Source organism: Streptomyces sp. NPDC104096 (genome assembly GCF_055584385.1).
On the sequence record NZ_JBVJMD010000010.1, the window covers coordinates 149835 to 167471 of the forward strand.

12 protein-coding genes are annotated in these 17637 nt (G+C 74.4%); 4 read left to right on the forward strand and 8 right to left on the reverse strand.

The window, feature by feature from the left end:
- Window positions 1-36 precede the first annotated feature (36 nt).
- The 5 genes from ACZ60B_RS14155 to ACZ60B_RS14175 form a co-directional block, all read right to left on the reverse strand.
- Window positions 37-1401: an FAD-dependent oxidoreductase gene (locus ACZ60B_RS14155; protein WP_469386573.1), complete on the reverse strand. Its 1365-nt coding sequence runs from the start codon at window positions 1399-1401 to the stop codon at window positions 37-39.
- Between the two features lie 124 nt (window positions 1402-1525).
- The gene (locus tag ACZ60B_RS14160) at window positions 1526-4324 is read right to left on the reverse strand and encodes a SpoIIE family protein phosphatase (protein ID WP_469386575.1); all 2799 of its coding nucleotides are present in this window, start codon (window positions 4322-4324) and stop codon (window positions 1526-1528) included.
- A gap of 87 nt (window positions 4325-4411) precedes the next feature.
- Window positions 4412-6946, reverse strand: a complete 2535-nt coding sequence (locus ACZ60B_RS14165) for a SpoIIE family protein phosphatase (RefSeq protein WP_469386577.1) — start codon at window positions 6944-6946, stop codon at window positions 4412-4414.
- A 129-nt stretch (window positions 6947-7075) separates the two neighbouring features.
- Window positions 7076-7708, reverse strand: coding sequence for a response regulator (locus ACZ60B_RS14170; RefSeq protein ID WP_469386659.1), 633 nt, complete (start codon window positions 7706-7708; stop codon window positions 7076-7078).
- Window positions 7708-8997 (reverse strand): sensor histidine kinase, encoded by a 1290-nt coding sequence (locus ACZ60B_RS14175; protein ID WP_469386579.1) that lies wholly within the window; start codon window positions 8995-8997, stop codon window positions 7708-7710. The genes ACZ60B_RS14170 and ACZ60B_RS14175 overlap by 1 nt, the downstream gene beginning before the upstream one ends.
- 244 nt (window positions 8998-9241) lie before the next feature.
- On the opposite strand from ACZ60B_RS14175, the gene ACZ60B_RS14180 reads away from it, so the two are divergent.
- Both ACZ60B_RS14180 and ACZ60B_RS14185 read left to right on the forward strand, forming a co-directional pair.
- Complete coding sequence (locus tag ACZ60B_RS14180) at window positions 9242-9979, forward strand: ABC transporter ATP-binding protein (protein WP_469386580.1); 738 nt, start codon at window positions 9242-9244, stop codon at window positions 9977-9979.
- Window positions 9973-12426 carry an FtsX-like permease family protein gene (locus tag ACZ60B_RS14185; protein WP_469386582.1) on the forward strand — a complete coding sequence of 818 codons (2454 nt, stop codon included), beginning with the start codon at window positions 9973-9975 and terminating at the stop codon, window positions 12424-12426. The genes ACZ60B_RS14180 and ACZ60B_RS14185 overlap by 7 nt, the downstream gene beginning before the upstream one ends.
- A gap of 228 nt (window positions 12427-12654) precedes the next feature.
- Here the strand turns inward: ACZ60B_RS14185 and ACZ60B_RS14190 are convergent, their stop codons facing one another.
- On the reverse strand, window positions 12655-14736 hold the full coding sequence (locus ACZ60B_RS14190) for a tetratricopeptide repeat protein (RefSeq protein WP_469386585.1): 2082 nt from the start codon (window positions 14734-14736) through the stop codon (window positions 12655-12657).
- Window positions 14737-15127: 391 nt separating this feature from the next.
- On the opposite strand from ACZ60B_RS14190, the gene rpmG reads away from it, so the two are divergent.
- Both rpmG and ACZ60B_RS14200 read left to right on the forward strand, forming a co-directional pair.
- Window positions 15128-15292, forward strand: a complete 165-nt coding sequence (rpmG, locus tag ACZ60B_RS14195) for a 50S ribosomal protein L33 (RefSeq protein ID WP_469386586.1) — start codon at window positions 15128-15130, stop codon at window positions 15290-15292.
- A 72-nt stretch (window positions 15293-15364) separates the two neighbouring features.
- Window positions 15365-15487 (forward strand): 50S ribosomal protein L36, encoded by a 123-nt coding sequence (locus ACZ60B_RS14200; RefSeq protein WP_469386588.1) that lies wholly within the window; start codon window positions 15365-15367, stop codon window positions 15485-15487.
- A gap of 7 nt (window positions 15488-15494) precedes the next feature.
- Here ACZ60B_RS14200 and ACZ60B_RS14205 read toward each other — a convergent pair whose 3' ends face one another.
- Complete coding sequence (locus tag ACZ60B_RS14205; RefSeq protein ID WP_469386590.1) at window positions 15495-16211, reverse strand: YoaK family protein; 717 nt, start codon at window positions 16209-16211, stop codon at window positions 15495-15497.
- A 130-nt stretch (window positions 16212-16341) separates the two neighbouring features.
- Window positions 16342-17544, reverse strand: a complete 1203-nt coding sequence (locus ACZ60B_RS14210) for a cysteine desulfurase-like protein (RefSeq protein WP_469386592.1) — start codon at window positions 17542-17544, stop codon at window positions 16342-16344.
- Window positions 17545-17637: the final 93 nt, after the last annotated feature.

The window sequence follows — 17637 nt, forward strand, 5'->3', positions numbered from 1 at the left end:
GGCCGTGGTCGCCCACGGGCCGGCCGGTGCGTCGTCTCAGGCGCCGCTCTCCCGGAGCATGTCCTCGCGCTCGACGAGCTTCACGCGCTCCCGGCCCTGGGGTTCGCCCAGCGCCTTCTCGGCGGCGTCCAGCTTGTACCAGCCCTCCCAGGTGGTGAAGCGGACACTGCGCTCCGCGAGGAACGCGTCCACGGCCTCGGGCTCGGGCGAGGCGGGCACGCCCAGGCGGCCGTTCGCGTGGTCGTCCAGGAGGTTGGCGACCGTCTCGTTGGCGTCGCCCTTGGTGTGGCCGATCAGGCCCACCGGGCCGCGCCGGATCCAGCCGGTGACGTAGACCGACTGAAGGTGCGCGCCGCTCTCCTCGACGACCCGGCCGCCCTGGTCCGGGACCGTGCCGGAGTCGACGTCCCACGGCAGCTTGGGCAGCTTGTCGGACAGGTAGCCGACGGCCCGGTAGACCGCGCTGACGTCCCAGTCCTTGAACTCGCCGGTGCCCTTGACGTTCCCCGTGCCGTCCAGGGCCGTGCGCTCGGTGCGCAGACCGACGACCTTGCCGTCCTCGCCGAGGACCTCGGCCGGCGACTCGAAGAAGTGCAGGAACAGTTTGTGGGGACGGTCGCCGATGTCGCGGATCGCCCAGTTCTCCAGCGTCTTGGCGACCATGTCGGCCTGCTTGTTGCCGCGCCGGGTGGCGATGGAGCCGTCGTCGTAGTCGATGTCCTCGGGGTCGACGATGACCTCGATGGTGGGGGAGTGGTCCAGCTCCCGCAGCTCCATCGGGCTGAACTTCGCCTGGGCCGGGCCGCGGCGGCCGAAGACGTGGATCTCCACCGCCTTGTTCGCCTTCAGACCCTCGTGGACGTTCGGCGGGATCTCGGTGGGCAACAGCTCGTCCGCCGTCTTGGCCAGGATGCGCGCCACGTCGAGCGCCACGTTGCCGACGCCGAGGACGGCGACCTTCTCGGCCTCCAGCGGCCAGGTGCGCGGGACGTCCGGGTGGCCGTCGTACCAGGACACGAAGTCGGCGGCGCCGTAGGAGCCGTCGAGCTCGATGCCGGGTATGCGCATCTCCCGGTCGGCCGTCGCGCCGGTGGAGAAGATCACGGCGTCGTAGAAGGCGCGCAGGTCGTCCAGGCTGATGTCGGTCGGGTAGTCGACGTTGCCGAAGAGGCGGATCTGCGGCTTGTCGAGCACCTGGTGCAGGGCGGTGATGATGCCCTTGATGCGGGGGTGGTCGGGCGCGACGCCGTAGCGGATCAGGCCGAACGGGGCCGGCATGCGCTCGAAGAGGTCGATCGAGACACCGGGTTCGGCGGCCACTTCGGACTTCAGCAGCGCGTCGGCGGCGTAGATCCCGGCGGGGCCGGCTCCGACGATGGCTACCCGCAGGGGGCGGGGCATGATCAGGTTCCCTTCGAGCGATGACAAGCGACTCGACGGGAAGCCTAAACTGAGGCAAACCTTAGTTGGTACGCGGGTCCGGTCTATGGACCCATAAGCCTCGTTTATGGGTAGACGGCGGGCGTCAGGGAAGCGGCTGCTCGGCCCAGATGACCTTGCCGTCGGACGTGTACCGGGTGCCCCAGCGTTCGGCCAGCTGCGCCACCAGGAACAGCCCGCGACCGCCCTCGTCCGTCGTCGCCGCGTGCCGCAGATGCGGCGAGGTGCTGCCGCTGTCGAAGACCTCGCAGATCAGACTGCGGTCGCGCAGCAGGCGGACGCGCAGGGGAGCGCCACCGTAGCGGATCGCGTTGGTGACCAGCTCACTGAGGATCAGCTCCGAGGCGAAGGTCAGCTCCGCCAGGCCCCACTCCGCCAGCCGGCGCGCCACCCGGGCCCGTACGTCCTGCACCGCCGCCGGATCCATCGGCACCTCCCACTCCGAGACCCGGTCGGCGCCGAGCACCCGGGTACGCGCCACGAGCAGCGCGATGTCGTCGCCCGGCCGGTCGGGGAGCAGCTCGTCGAGCACGGTCCGGCAGGTGGCCTCGGGGGAGTCCCCGGCCCGCCCCAGAGCGGTGCGCAGCAGCTCCAGACCCACGTCGATGTCCCGCGCCCGGTCCTCGATCAGCCCGTCGGTGTACAGCACCAGCCGACTGCCCTCCGCCAGCTCCACCTCGGCCGTCTCGAAGGGCATCCCGCCGATCCCGAGCGGCGGACCGGCCGGCACGTCGACGAAGTCCACCCGGCCGTCGGGCCGGATCACGGCCGGCGGCGGATGGCCCGCGCGGGCCAGCGCACAGCGCCCGGACACCGGGTCGTAGACCGCGTACAGACAGGTCGCGCCGCTGACCGGCGCGCCGGCCCCCTCCGCCGACTCGTCCTGGTCGATACGGCCGACCAGCTCGTCGAGCAGGGCGAGCAGCTCGGCGGGCGCCAGGTCCAGGGCGGAGAAGTTGTGCACCGCCGTGCGGAGCCGGCCCATCGTGGCCGCCGCGTGCAGCCCGTGGCCCACCACGTCGCCCACGACCAGCGCCACCCGGGCGCCGGACAGCGGCAGCACGTCGAACCAGTCGCCGCCGACGCCCGCCTGCGCGGGCAGATAGCGGTAGGCGACGTCCAGGGCGTCCTGCTCGGGCAGGCTGCGCGGCAGCAGACTGCGCTGCAACGCCTCCGCCGTACTGTGCTCGCGCGTGTAGCGGCGGGCGTTGTCGATGGACACCGCGGCGCGGGCGACCAGCTCCTCGGCGAGGGTCACCTCGTCCTCGTGGAACGGTTCGGGCCGCTGCGAACGCCAGAAGCTGACCACGCCCAGGATCAGCGACCCCGTCCGCACCGGAACGGTGATCAGCGAGTGGATGCCGTACTCCACCACCTGCTCGGTGCGCTCCCGGTCCTGCGCACGCCAGCCCGCCGCCCGGTCCAGCCACGGCTCCAGCACCGCCCGGCCGGTGGCGAGGCTGCGCGCCTGCGGCGAGGACGCGACGAACCTGATCCGGGAGCCGAGCGGGTAGAGCGGTGCGCCGCCGTGGATGCCGCCCGAGGCGATACGGTGCAGCGCGTCGCCCGGCTTCGGCTCGTCGCCGCCGACCACGGCGTCGAACAGGTCCACGGTGGCGAAGTCCGCGAACCGCGGCACGGCGATGACGGTCAGCTCCTCGGCGGTCCGGGTCACGTCCAGGCTCGTGCCGATGCCCACCCCGGCGGCGTAGACCATGTCGAGGCGTTCGCGCGCCGCCTCCGCCCGGCCGGACAGGGCCCGCAGCTCGGTGGAGTCGCGCAGCGTGGCCACGCTGCCGGCCGGCCCGCCCGCCAGGTCCGTGGGCCGGTGGTTGACCGCCAGCAGCCGGTCGCCGACCAGGAACACCTCGTCCGTCGCGACCCGGCCCGAGGCGAGCAGCTCGGCGGTGCCCGGATCGAGGCCGAGGTCGCGCACGTCGCGGCCCTCGGCGTCCGCCGGCAGGTCCAGCAGCCGGCGCGCCTCGTCGTTGGCGAGCAGCAGGTCGCCGTCGCCGCCGACGATGAGCACCCCCTCCCGTACGCAGTGCAGCACCGCGTCGTGGTGCTCGTACATCCGGGTCATCTCGTGCGGGCCGAGGCCGTGCGTCTGCCGCAGCAGCCGTCTGCTCACCAGCGCCGTGCCCGCCGTGGCCAGCCCGAGGCCCGCGGCCGCGGCGCCCAGCATCAGCGGCAGCTCCCGCTCCGCGGCACCGCCCACGTGCTCGGTGGTGATCCCGGCCGAGACCAGGCCCTCGACCTTTCCGTCCGGCGCCTTGACCGGCACCACGGCCTGCACCAGCCGCCCGATGGTCCCGTCGACCTCCTCGACCACCGTGCCACCGGCCTGCGCGGGTTGCAGCGTCCCGACGAACTGTTTGCCGATGCGGTCCGGTCTGGGGTGCGTGTAGCGGATCCCTTCGGCGTTCGTCACGACGATGAAGTCGACGTCCGCGGCCTTGCGGGCCGCCTCGGCGGACGGCTGGAGCACGGCCGTGGGATGCGCGCTGCGCAGCGCCGCGTGGATGCCGGGGGAGTGGGCGTAGGTCTCTGCGACGGCGAGCGAACGGCTGCGGGCCTCCGCGGTCGTGTCGTGCCGCACCTGGAGCACCAGCGCCACCACCGCGGCCACGGCCAGCAGCACCACGATGACCACGTTCAGTACGAACACCTGCGCGGCGAGGCTGCGTCCACCCAGCGCGGACCGCAGTCGCCCGGGTTTTTCGCGGCGCGGCCGCTCCCCGTCGGCGCGCGGTCCGTCCGGCGCGCCGGACGGCACCCGCGTCCGCCGCCCGCGCGCGTCGTCGGCGCGGTCCGGCGCGCGCGGCACGCCGCGACCGTCCGGACGGGTTGACTCAGCCCCCACTCGACCCAGGAGTCGGACCATGTGCCCTGTCTACACTGCCGGACTCCCCGAGGCGAGGGGCGTCACCGCGTGTGGCGTCCCCCTCACCCCTCGGGCTCCCCCGCGATGTCAGCCTCGGTGCCGGGGTGCGGTGTGGCGGGTGGCCAGGAGCAGCGCGATGTCGTCGGGCCGGTCGACGGCGTGCCGGGCGGTCGCGGTGAGCCGGTCGGCGAGATCCCCCAGGGACTGCTCGCCCCGCGGGGCGCCCGCGCCGGCGGCCCGGTCCAGCGCCTCGCGCAGCGTGTCGATGCCGTCGTCGATGTCGAAGCCGGGCCGCTCGACCAGCCCGTCGGTGTACAGGGCGAGGATCGCGCCGGGTTCCAGCCGCAGCTCCATCACCGGGTAGTGGGCGTCGGGGGTCACGCCGAGGACGACGCCGCCGGGGATGTCCACGACCTGCGCACACCCGTCGGCCTGGCGCAGCAGGGGAGGCGGGTGTCCCGCGCGGGCGACCCACAGCCGACCGGTCGCGGGGTCCAGCCGCAGGTAGCAGCAGCTGGCGAACTGGCCGGCGTCCAGGTCGACGAGAAGCCGGTTGGTCCCGCTCATGACCTCGTCGGGCGGATGACCGCCGAGGGCGAAGGCACGGACGGCGCTGCGCAGCTGCCCCATGGTGGCGGCCGCCTGCACCCCGTGCCCCTGGACGTCCCCGATCACCAGGGCCAGCCCGTCCCCCGCCTCGACGACGTCGTACCAGTCGCCGCCGACGTCCATGCCCTGGGTGCCGGGCAGGTACCGCCCGGCGGTCTCCAGCAGCGGATGCGAGGACAGCCGCCGGGGCAGCAGGGCCTGCTGGAGCCCACGGGCGAGCGCGGCCTCGGTGTCGTAGCGCTGCGCCTTCTCCATCGCGTGGGCGATCAGCCCGGCGAGCGCGGTGAGCACCGTGCGTTCCTCGGTGCTGAAGCTGTGCGGCCGGTCGAAGCCGAGGATGCAGGAGCCGACCGGGCGGCCGGAGGCGATCAGCGGCAGGAAGACCCGGGCGCCCTGCGTGGCGTCGACCGCCATCCCGGGGTACGCGGCCTGCATCTGCTGTATGGAGTCGAAGAACAGCGGGCGGCCGGTGGTGAGGGTCTCGACGCCCGGCAGCCGGGCGTCCAGACCCACCCCCTCGAAGGGGGCGAGGAAGCCCTCCGGGAAGCCGCTCTCCCAGGCCAGGTACAGATGCCGGTCCTGCAACAGGTAGATGGCGAGGCTGCGCCCGCCGAACGCGGGCAGCAGCTCCTGCATCACCACCGCGGACACCTGCCGGGCGGTCACCGCCTCGGTCAGCGCGATCGCGAGCACGATCGGCCGGTACTGCGGGGGCGTGGGGGCGGTGCCCGACAGCAGGCCGCCGATCCGGGGCAGGCCGGCGGCCGGAGGCTCCTCCGGTGCCGTCCGGCGCACGTCGACCGGTTCGGCGATCCGGTTCGACGGCATGACGGTGCAGGTCAGAATGTTGGAACCGGGGTAGACCGACACGGCGAGCCACTCGCCCTCGAAGGTCTGCTCGTCGTCCGCGGCCGGGCGCCGGACGTGGAAGTGCACGGGGTCGGGCGCCAGCAGGGCGCCGCGCAGATGCTCCTCGAACGCGGGCTGGCGCAGCCAGGGGGCGCTGTCCCACAGCGCACGGCCCAGCAGCCGGGTCCGGGACAGCCCCAGCAGGTGCGCGGCCCGCGGATTGGCGTACACGACCAGGCCCAGCCGGTCCAGACAGAACACACCCTCCGGCAGCAGACCGGCCGCCGCGTCGGCGGGCGAGTCGGCCCTCGGGTCGCGCAGCACGCCCCCGGCGCCCGCTCCGTCGGGCCCGGCACCCGGCTCGGGGGCCCGCAGCCGCAGCAGCCGGAGCGCGCCGTCCGCCGCCCTCACCGGCACGGACAGGGGCGGCGGTCTGCCCTCGGCGGTCTCCCGCAGCAGGGCCAGGAGCTGCGGGGAGTCGGTGGGGGCGAGGGTGCGGGCCAGGTCGCGCAGGGTGGCCGGGAACTCTCCCGGGGGCAGGCCCAGCAGGGCGTGCACCTCACGGTCGGGCGTGACCAGGTCCGTGGCCGGGTCCCAGGAGAAGCCCGCCGAGCGGTCCGAGGCCGGCCCGACGGCCGGTGTCCGCACGGACAGAGGCCGCTCGTCCCAGGCCAACGGTGGTCCCTCGCCCTCCAGCCGGTGCAGCGACCGGCCCAGGTCGGCGGCCAGACGGGTGAGCTGCTCCCGGTCCGCCCGCAACTCGGCGGCGTCGGCCGCGGCGGGGCGCAGCATCGTGAAGACGCCGAGCGGCCCGGCCCCGCCGACGACCGGCACGTAGAGGGAACCGAACTGGAAGGGCAGCCCCGCCGCGAACTGGGGGTAGCGCCGCATCGCCTCGGTCGCGTTGGGCAGGATCACCTGGACCCCGAGCCGGTAGGCGTCGGCCACCGGGAAGGGCCGGTTCACATGCAGCCGCCACCAGGGGTGGAACAGCGGCGCGGGCAGCCCGGCGAGGACGGCGAGCCGCAGCAGGCCGGGTGTGCCGGCCCGCAGGTAGACACCCGCGACCGGCCCTTCGGCCGTCCGGACCGCCTCCGCCGCGGCCTGGGTCAGCAGCCCGGCCAGCCGTCCGGTTCCTGCCCCGCTCCCGGCGCTCCCAGTCACATCGGCCCTACCTCGTCCCCGTTCTGGAGCCGCTCACGTGGGCGACACGCGGGCGACACAGAAAGAATGCGCCCCCCGGGCACCGGTGCGCATCCGCGCGGGGTGCGAGGCGTCCCGAGGGGTGCCCGGTCAGGCCCGCAGGAACGCGAGGACCGCCAGCACCCTGCGATGGGTCTCGTCCGTCTGCGGCAGGTCCAGCTTGCCGAGGATGCTGCCGATGTGCTTGCCGACGGCCGCCTCGGACACCACGAGTGCGCGGGCGATCGACCCGTTCGACCTGCCCTCCGCGATCAGGGCCAGGACCTCCCGCTCGCGCGGTGTGAGCCGTCGCAGCGGATCCCGGCGGCGGCGCAGCAACTGGCGTACGACCTCGGGGTCGACGACCGTGCCGCCGGCCGCGACCTCGCCCAGGGTGTCCATGAACTCCTCGACCTGGCCGACCCGGTCCTTGAGCAGGTAGCCGACCGCCGTTCCGTCGCCGGAGTCCAGCAGTTCGGCGGCGTACGTCCGCTGCACGTACTGGCTGAGCACCAGCACGGGCAGCCCCGGCCGCCGCTCCCGCAACCGGACCGCGGCGTGCAGTCCCTCGTCCTGGAACCCCGGGGGCATCCGCACGTCGGTCACGACGATGTCGGGGGCGTGCTTCTCGACCGCGTCGACCAGCGCCACCGCGTCGCCGACCGCCGCGACCACCTCGTGTCCGCAGCGGTCGAGCAGTCCGATGAGCCCTTCCCGCAACAGCACACTGTCCTCGGCCAGCACTACGCGCAGCGGTCGGTCGGCTCGCAAGGGAACTCCACAGACAAGAGGGTCGGTCCGCCCGGTGGACTGGACAGGGAGAGTCTGCCATCGAGCACCGACACCCGGTCCGCAAGTCCGGTGAGCCCACTGCCGTTCCCGGCGGCCGCGCCGCCCCGGCCGTCGTCGCGCACCCGCAGGAACAGGCGTCCGTCGCGATGCTCCCCGGTCACCTCCGCGCGATGGGCGCCACTGTGCCTGGCGATGTTGGCCAGGGCCTCGCAGACGACGAAGTACGCGGCGGCCTCGACGCTCTCGGGCAGCCGGACGGACAGGTCCAGGTCGACGTCCACGGGAACCGCGGAACGCTCCGCCGCGTCGGCGACCGCCGCCGGGAGGCCGTAGTCCGCCAGCACCCTGGGATGGATGCCGTGGACGAGCTCCCGCAGCTCCGCCAGTGCCTCGCCCGCCTGCTGATAGGCCTTCGCGAGCTGGTCGGCGAGCGGTCCCGGCGGCGCGTCCAGACGGGCCAGACCCAGCGTCATCGTCAGCGCCACCAGCCGTTGTTGCGCCCCGTCGTGCAGATCACGCTCGATCCGCCGGCGTTCCGACTCGAAGGCGTCCACCAGCCGGACGCGGGAGCGCGTCAGCTCCACGACCCGCTCGTCCGGATCGCCCTCGCGCGGCGCGATCAGCAACCGGGTCAGCTCGGCCCGGCCGCCGGCGACCGCCGCCAGGGCGTAGCCGCCCAGGAGCAGCAGGGCCAGCCCGAGCACGGCGAGCCCGGAGGCGGCCGGCCAGGTGGTGACCGTCCAGACCTTGAGCACCTTGGTCTCCCGGCCGTCGCCGACGGTCGCCAGCAGCAGCGGGGTCGCGATCACCGACAGGGGGACGAGCAGCCCGACCGTGAGCGCGAGGGCGTCGACCGGCCACAGCACGACGGCGAACAGCAGCGCGTATCCGAGCTCCCGCCAGGTGGCCCGTTCCCGCAGCCGCGTCGTCAGCCAGGGCCACAGACCCCGTGCGGCGGGCACCCGGTGACGGCCGGCGGCCGGGTCACGGTCGACCAGGCGCAGTCGGTGCCGCTCCGCCCACGCCACCGGAATCCCGGCCAGGGCCGCACAGCCGAGCAGGGGGAGCCCCACGAGCACGAGGGCGAGGGCGCAGCCGACCGCCGTCGTGCTCACGATCCCCACGAGGGCGAGCACCCCGGCCGGTACGCCGGTGAGCAGGTAGACGGCCGACCGCCACGGCCAGAGCGAGAGCAGGAAACCCGGTCCGGCCATGGCCTGCCATACGTTCCGAGGGCGCATGTGATCACCGTAGAAGCTCCGGTCCGGCCGGTGCCATCGGCCCAGGCGGAGCTCCTGGGGTAGTGCCTGCCCTACCCCAGGTCTCGCCCCTGCCGCACTGCGCGGGACCGCCGTCACGCGGTTTCGTGTGCTCACCGAACAGCACCGGCCACCGGGCAGCACCGGCCGGCGAACAGCACCGGCCACCGGGCAGCACGGACAGCGAGAAGCCGGGCAGCACGGACATCGACGACTGTGGGGACAGATGATCAAGGACGCCATCCGATTGCACTCCGTCAGCAGGCGGTACGGGGTGGGAGACGGCGAGGTGACGGCGCTCGACCAGGTCTCGTTCGCCGTCCCGCAGGGCACGTTCACCGCCGTCATGGGCCCCTCCGGCTCGGGCAAGTCGACCCTGTTGCAGTGCGCCGCCGGGCTGGACCGCCCCACCTCGGGTTCGGTCGTCGTGGGCGGGACCGACCTGACGCGGCTGACCGAGACCCGGCTGACCCTGCTGCGCCGTGAACGCATCGGGTTCGTGTTCCAGTCGTTCAACCTGCTGCCGTCCCTGACCGCCGAGCAGAACGTGGCGCTGCCCCTGCGGCTCGCCCGCCGCCGCCCGTCCCGGGCCCGGGTGCGGGAGGCGCTCGAACAGGTCGGCCTGGGGGACCGGGCGCGGCACCGGCCGGCGGAGCTGTCCGGCGGCCAGCAGCAGCGCGTCGCCCTGGCCCGTGCCCTGATCACCCGTCCCGAGGTGCTCTTCGGCGACGAGCCGACCGGCGCCCTCGACACGCACACCGGCCGTGAGGTGCTGAAGCTGCTGCGCGCCATGGTCGACGCCGAGGGCCGCACGGTCGTCATGGTCACGCACGACCCGGTCGCCGCCTCGTACGCCGACCGCGTCGTCTTCCTCGTCGACGGGCGGATCGAGAGCGATGTGGCCGGGGCCCGCGCCGACGACATCGCCACGCGTATGACGAAGCTGGAGGCAAGGCCGTGCTGACCGTCGCCCTGTGCACCCTGCGCAGCCGCTGGATCACCTTCGTCGGCAGCTTCGTCGCCCTCGCGCTCGGCGTCGCGCTGACCACCGTGATGGGTCTGGCCCTGGCCGCCACGCTGCACGCGCCCGACCGGAACCCGGAGCGGTTCGCCGCCGCGCCCGTCGTGGTGAAGGCCTCCGACACCCTGCGCGTGTCCACCCCGCACGGCGACCGGGTGCGCACGCTCGACCGGCCGCGCGCCCTGCCCGCCGACGTCCTCGCGCGGCTGAGGCGGCTCGGCACCGTCGTCGAGGACCGGTCGTTCGCCGTACGCGCCCGGGGCGGCCCCGGCGACCTGGTGGGCCACCCCTGGTCCACCGCCGCGTTCGCACCGTACGAGATCGACGCGGGACGCGGGCCCACCGCTGACGACGAGGTCGTCGTCAGCGGCCACTGGGCCCGGCCCGGCAAGCGCGTACGGACCGATCACGGCATCGTGCGCGTGGTCGGCACCGTCGCCGGACACGGCTTCGAGAACGCCGTGTTCTACACCGACCGGCGCGCGGCCCGGATCATGCCGGTCGGCACCCAGGCGGTGGTGGACGCCGAGGCGTCGGCCGTGCGTACGGCGGTGGGCGGCACCGGCGTCCAGGTCCTCACGGGCGACGCGCGCCGCCGGGCCGACGCCGACCTCGACCGGGATCGCGAGGCCCTCACCGCGATGAACGCCATGTTCGGCACCGCCGGCGGGGTGACCACCTTCGTGTCCGGGTTCGTGGTGGCGTCCACCTTCGCGTTCTCGGTCGCCCGACGGCGTCGCGAGTTCGGGCTGCTGCGCACGGCCGGGGCGACCCCGGGACAGATCCGCCGGACGGTCTTCGCCGAGGCCCTCCTGGTCGGCGTGCTCGCCTCCGCCGCAGGCTGCCTGCTCGGCGGCCACGAGGCACCCCGGCTGGCCGCCTGGGTGGTCGGCGGGGGTCTGGCCCCGGACTGGTTCACCGTGGGCGACGCCGGCTGGCCGTACGGCGCGGCCTTCGCGACCGGCCTGCTCGTCGCGCTGGGCGGTGCGACGGCCGCGTCCTGGCGGGCCGGCCGCACCGGTCCCGCCCAGGCGCTGCGCGAGGCCTCCGTCGACACCCGGACGATGACGTGGGGCCGATGGCTGTCCGGCGCCGCACTGCTGCTGACCGCCGTGGTGACCTGCGCCGTCGCCCTGCTCACCGACCCGGCCGACCTGTTGCACCGCAAGACCTATGTGAGCCGGCCGATGCTGCTGATCAGCGCGGTGGCGCTGCTCGCCCCGGCCGTGGTGCGCCCGCTGACCCGGCTGCTCGCCTGGCTGCCGGCCCGGCTGCCCGGCGCGGGCGGCATGCTCGTACGGGAGAACGCCGCCGCGGGCGTGCGCCGTACCGCCGCGATCGCCGCGCCGGTCCTGGTGACCGTCGCCCTCACCGGCTCGCTCCTCGGGGCCACCGCGACCCTGGACCGGGCGAAGGCCGCCGAGATCGGGGAACGGACGACCGCCGCCTTCGTCGTCGTCCCCGCGAGCGACGCGGGTTTCGACGCGACGACGCTGCGCGGGCTGCGCGGGGTGTCCGGCGCCGAGGTGTCCGCGACCTCGGCGAGCGCCGTGCACGTCCTGGAGGACGGTGTGTCGCTCCGCAGGGACGAGGCCCGGGCAGCCGATCCCCGGCTGCTGGCCGCCACCACCGAGCTTCCGGTCGTGGCCGGGAGCGTGCGCGCCCTCGACGACGACTCGATCGTCGTCGACGAGGAGTGGGAACGGCACACCGTGGGGCAGCTGGTGCGGATCTGGCTCGGTGACGGCACGCCCAGGACGCTGCGGATCGCCGCCGTGCTGCGGCAGGGCACGGGCGGCGACGGCGTCTACGTCACCCCGCGCAACGCCCCGGGCGCGAGCGTCGACCGGGTCGACGTCGCCCTCGCGGACGGCGCCGACCCGGCCGCCGTGGCCGACGGACTGCGGACGGCGGTGCGCGCCTCGGGCGGCCGGGTCCTGACCGGGTCGCAGTGGGTGCGGGCGAGTGTCCCGAAAACCAACCGGACGACCCGGACCGGCCTGCTGCTGGTCCTCGGCATCGCCCTCCTCTATACGGGTATCTCGCTGGCCAACACCATGATCATGGCGACCGCCGACCGGGTCCGTGAGCTGGCCCTGCTGCGGCTCGCCGGAGCGACCCGGCGGCAGGTGCTGAGGCTGGTGGCCGCCGAGTCGCTGCTGGTCGTCGTGGTCGGCGCCGTGCTGGGACTCCTGGTCGCGGGCGCCGGCCCGGCGGGCATGTGGTGCGCTCTGCACGTGCTGTCGGTGCCGGCCGTGCTCGAGCTCCCCTGGACGGCCCTCGGCCGGGCCGTCGGCGCCTGCGCGGCGCTCGCCGTGGTCTCGTCCGTGGTCCCCGCGTGGATCGCGCTGCGCCGGGAGGCGGTGGGTCCTGCGGGGGTTCGGCAGTGAGGTTCGGCGGTGAGCTCGGCGGGGGCCGGCGGTGAGGTCGTTCGGCGGTGAGCTCGGCGGGCGGCGAGCTTCGTCGGCCGGTGAGTCCGTCGGGCAGTGAGTCCGTCGGGCAGTGAGTCTGATGGGCAGTGAGTCTGATGGGCAGTGAGTCTGATGGGCAGTGAGTCTGCCGGGTGGTCACGGTCATCGGGCGGTGACGGTCGTCGGGTGGTGGCGGTCCGGCGAGGTTCACTCGTGGTGTCCGTAGATCTCCGCCGTGATCCCGGCGCGGGCGCAGGCCTCGGCCGCGCGCTCACGGGCCCCGGCCGCCTCGTCGTCCAGGCCCGCGGTCCGCAGGGCGAGAGCGAGGTTGTTCCAGGTCTGCCCGGTGGCGTACCAGTTGTCGTACGTCTGGCGGATGCGTACGGAGTCCCGTAGCGCGGTGAGAGCCTCGGCGGTCCGGCCGGATCTGAGCAAGGCGCAGCCGAGGCTGTTGAGCGAGTCGCCGTACAGCACGTGGTCGGTGGTCCGGTGCAGGGCGCAGGCCTGCTCGAAGGCGGCGGCGGCCTCCGGGTGGCGGCCGCCGGCGGCCAGCGCGAGACCGAAGTTGTGCCAGGCGCGGCCCTCGTGGGACGCGTACCCCGTGGCACGGAAGCGGTCGCGGGCCCGCAGGTGATTGGCGAGGGACTGCTCGATCCGGCCCGCCCTTCGCTGTGCGAGGCCGAGGTTGTTCCACGCCCTGCCCTCGCCGGCCGCGTCCCCGACCAGGTGGTACAGGCGGGCGGCGCGGTCGAGCGGTTCGAGCGCCTCGTCGGGGCGTTCGGCGCGCAGCAGCGCGCCGCCCAGGTCGTTGCAGACGGTCGCCTCCGCCGGCCGGTCCCGCAGCCGGTGCGCGATGTCCCGGGCGGTGCGGCCGACGGTGACCCAGTCCTCGAAGTAGCGGCGCCAGCGCAGGTACTCGGCCAGGTGCAGGGCGATACCGACGCAGACGTCCGCGTCGCCCTCCGCGGGCCACTGGGGGGCGGCGACGAGGTTCGCCCGCTCGGTGTCGAACCAGGCCAGCGCGGCTGCCTGGTCGGCGAGCGTCCGGGGCAGCGGGTCGTGGGTACGGACCTGGAGGCGCCGGTCCGCGTCGGCGGCCAGGGCGTGGAAGTGGCGCCGGGTGCGGGCCCGTGACTCCCGTCCGGCCGCGGCGAGCCGGGGGTCGCCGACGGCGCGGGCGGCCGCGTAGTCCCGGACCAGGTCGTGGATGCGCCAGCGTTCCGGCAGGTCGTCCGCGAGCCGTTCCCCGGTGACCAGGTGGGCGGACGCGAGGTCGTCTAGCACGTCCAGCACCGCCGGTTCGTCGAGCCCGGTGACGACCGCCGCCGTGTCGGTGCCGTAGTCCACACAGGGGACCTGGGCCAGCAGACACAGCGCCCGTGCCCGGTCCGGTGCCAGGCGCCGCAAGGAGACCTCGAAGACCGGCGCCAGGGTCAGCGTCCTGCCGTACTGGTCGACGCCACGGCTGGAAAGGGCGTCGGTACGGTCGGCGCAGGTGCGCAACTCCGCGACGAGCGAGGCGACCGGGCGCCGGGGCCGACGGCGGCGCAGCAGGGCGGCGGCGATCTGGAGCGCGAGCGGCAGATGACCGCACAGGCGGGTCAGTTCGTCCACGGACCCGGCCTCGCGCAGCGGCCGGTCGTCGTCCGGGTCGCGCAGCCGCAGCGCCCTGGCGACCAGCGCGGCGGAGTCGCCGGGGCTCATCGGCTCCAGGGGGAGTTCGCGGGCGGGCAGCGAGTCGTGCGACTCGCGGGAGGTGAACAGGACCCGGTGCAGGTCGCTGCCCGGCAGCAGGGGCAGGAGCTGGGCGGGGTCGCACACGTTGTCCAGGAGCAGCAGCACCCGCTCCCCGCGGTCGGCGAGCCCGGCCAGCCGGCTGCGGTACAGACTGCGGTACAGGGTGTACTGGTCGACCTCGTCGGCGGGCAGTTGGACGCCTCCGACGCCGAGGGCGTGCAGCAGTGAGGTGACGGCGTGGGCGGGTGTCACGGGGGTGTCGTCATAGCCGGCGAGGTCGAGGAAGAGGGTGCCGCCGGTGAACCAGCCCCGCTTGCGCGCGAGGTGCGCGGCGCGCAGCGCGAGCGCCGTCTTGCCGATGCCGCCCAGCCCGGTCACGGCCCACATGACCGGCGGGTCGGCGGGCGCCGACGCGTCGGGCGGACGCAGTCCGTCGAGGAGCACGGCGAGCTCCGCCTCCCGGCCGGCGAATCCCGCGGGGGCGGCCGGCAGGGCGGACAGCGCGCTGGGCACGGCGTGGGAGCAGCCGTTCACGATCACTTTGCCGGCCACGGGACCGTGGAACGTACCGGACCGGAAGTCGATGTGCTGCGGCTCGGACCCGGGGTCCTGCCCCGAGTCCCGGACGAGGCCGGGTGCCGGGTCCGGAGGGCGGTCCCCGCCTCGTGTCTCCACCCGTCCTCCCGTGTGCGTCCGCGCCTTCCACCCGCACCCCGCCACCCCGGTGACACGGGTCCGGCAGGCGCGCTCGGGAGCGCTTCACGGTAGGGCATCACCGGACGCCCGCGGTGCGGAATCGGGCGATTCGCCTACGGAGTCCCGGGTGCGCCGCGCATGTCCGGTGCGAGGACACGCCGGGAATGCGCCGGGGAGGTCTCCTGTTGTAGCCCTCGTGACTGGCATGCACCGATCAGTGGGTGCGCTGCCGGTGAGAGGAGAGTCCATGGCCCGCAACGAGGTCCGTCCCGTCGTGACACTGAAGTCGACGGCCGGGACCGGTGTGACCTATGTGACGCGCAAGAACCGCCGCAACGACCCCGACCGGCTGGTCCTGCGCAAGTACGACCCGGTGGCGGGGGCGCACGTCGCCTTCCGCGAGGAGCGATGACCACGGTCCTCGCTCCGGCGCGCCGCTGACCGCGGCCACCGACGCCCGACCGAACCGAAGGAGAACGCAGCCATGAAGGTGCGTACGTCGTTGCGCGCGCTCAAGTCCAAGCCGGGGGCGCAGGTCGTCCGGCGACGGGGCGTGACGTTCGTCGTCAACAGGAAGAACCCCCGCTTCAAGGCCCGTCAGGGCTGACCCGGGCTCACCCCCGGGTGTCCGTGCGGGCCGCCGCCGCGGTCCGCCTGCGGGCCATGCGTTCGTCGTGCACGAACAGCGCCAGGCCGCAGGTCAGCACCGCGGCGGCGGCCCACACCGCGCGCACGCCCACGGCCACGGTGAGGGCCGCACCGCCCAGCGCGCCGGCCAGGAACGCCAGGATGACGGCCGTGAACTGCCCGGCCCGGCGCGCCGCCTCCCGGTCGCCGTCGACGAGCGCCTCGTACGCGCTCTGCGTCGCGGTACGCAGGTTCCCCGTCGTCATCGTGCTGTTGTAGGCGGTGTCCACGAGCTTGCGGAACGCGGTGATCTGCACGGACGCGGTGAACGAGATCAGTACGACGACCAGGGCGTCCGGAGCGCCGACGGGCAGCAGCCCGACGCCCGCCAGCACCACGATCTCCAGCACCAGCGCCGCCACGGGGGGCCACCGCACGGCGTCGGCCAGCCGGGGACGCTTGAGCGTCTCCGCCGTCACGACACCCGCGATGAACGCCAGGATCGGCGGGACGTGGCGCCACGCCTGCACCCACTGCCCATGGGCCGCCTCGATGCCGAGCAGGACCACGTTCCCCGTCTGCGCGTTGGCGAAGACACCGTCCAGGCTGACGAAGGTGTAGGCGTCGAGCGCCCCGCCGACCATCGCCAGGAGCACGCCCAGTCGCACCGACTGCGACGTCGGCAGCGGTTCCGGGACGTTCACCTTCCACCTCCGGCGGCCGGCTGCGCAGCGGCCTTCGCCCTACGCTCTCACCCGCCCCGTGCCGCCACGGCGCACGACACGAGCGGCAGCCGTACGGCGCGGGTGGGTCCCGGTCCCCGCCGGGGGCCGCTCAGGCGCGGAGCGTGCCCAGTGCCGCGAGCAGCCGGTCGACGTCGTTCTCGTCGGAGTACGGCGCCAGGCCGACCCGCACCGCGCCCGCACTGCCGAGGCCGAGGCGCTCCGAGGCCTCCAGCGCGTAGAAGGAGCCGGCCGGGGCGTCGACGCCGTGGTCCGCGAGACGGCGCGAGACGTCCGCCGACCGATGGCCGGCCACGGAGAACAGCAGGGTCGGAGTGCGGTGCGCGGCACGGGAGTACACCGTCACGCCGCCGAGGTCCGCCAGTCCGCGCTCGATCCGGTCCCGCAGGGCGTCCTCGTGGGCCTCGACGGCGGTGAAGGCGGCGCGCAGTCGCTCCGGCCGCGTGCCCTGCGCATCGGGCGCCAGGTCGGCTAGGAGGTCCACAGCGGCCCGGGCTCCCGCGAGCAACTCGTAGGGCAGCGTGCCCAGTTCGAACCGCTCCGGCACGGCGTCCGAGGACGGCAGCAGCTTGTCGGGCCGCAGCGTCTCCAGCAGTTCGGGGCGGCTCACCAGCACGCCCAGGTGCGGCCCGAGGAACTTGTAGGGGGAGCACACCAGGGTGTCCGCGCCGAGCCCGGCGAGGTCCACGGTCGCGTGGGCCGCGTAGTGCACCGCGTCCACGTGCAGGAGCGCCCCGGCCTCGTGTGCGAGTCGGGCGACGGCGGGCATGTCGGGACGGGTGCCGATCAGGTTGGACGCGGCGGTCACGGCGACCAGCCGGGTGCGCGACGACAGCACCGCCGCGATGTGCTCGGGCAGCAGTTCGCCCGTGGCCGGGTCGAAGTCCGCCTCCCGGACCCGCGCGCCCACGGCCTCCGCCGCCTGGATCCAGGGACGGATGTTGGAGTCGTGGTCGAGCCGGGTGACGACCACCTCGTCGCCCGGGTTCCAGGTCTTGGCGAGGGTACGTGCCAGGTCGTAGGTGAGCTGGGTGGCGCTGCGGCCGAAGACGACGCCGCGCGCCGGGACGCCGGTCAGGTCCCCCAACGCGGCGCGGGCGGCGGCGACGACCGCCTCCGCGTTGCGCTCGCCCTCGGTGGTCTGCCCCCGGTTGGCCAGGGGCGCGGTCAGCGTCTCCACCATGGCGTCGATGACGGGCTGCGGCGTCTGGGTGCCGCCGGGTGCGTCGAATCGGGCGGATCCGGACTTCAGGGCGGGGATCCGGGCGCGGAGCGCTGCGACGTCGAAGGCCATGCCAACTCCCTGGGACAAGGGGGTGAGGTGCGTGCATCCCGCCCGTACCGGACGGTTACCGCACATGATCGCAGTTCGGGTGCCCGGCCTCGG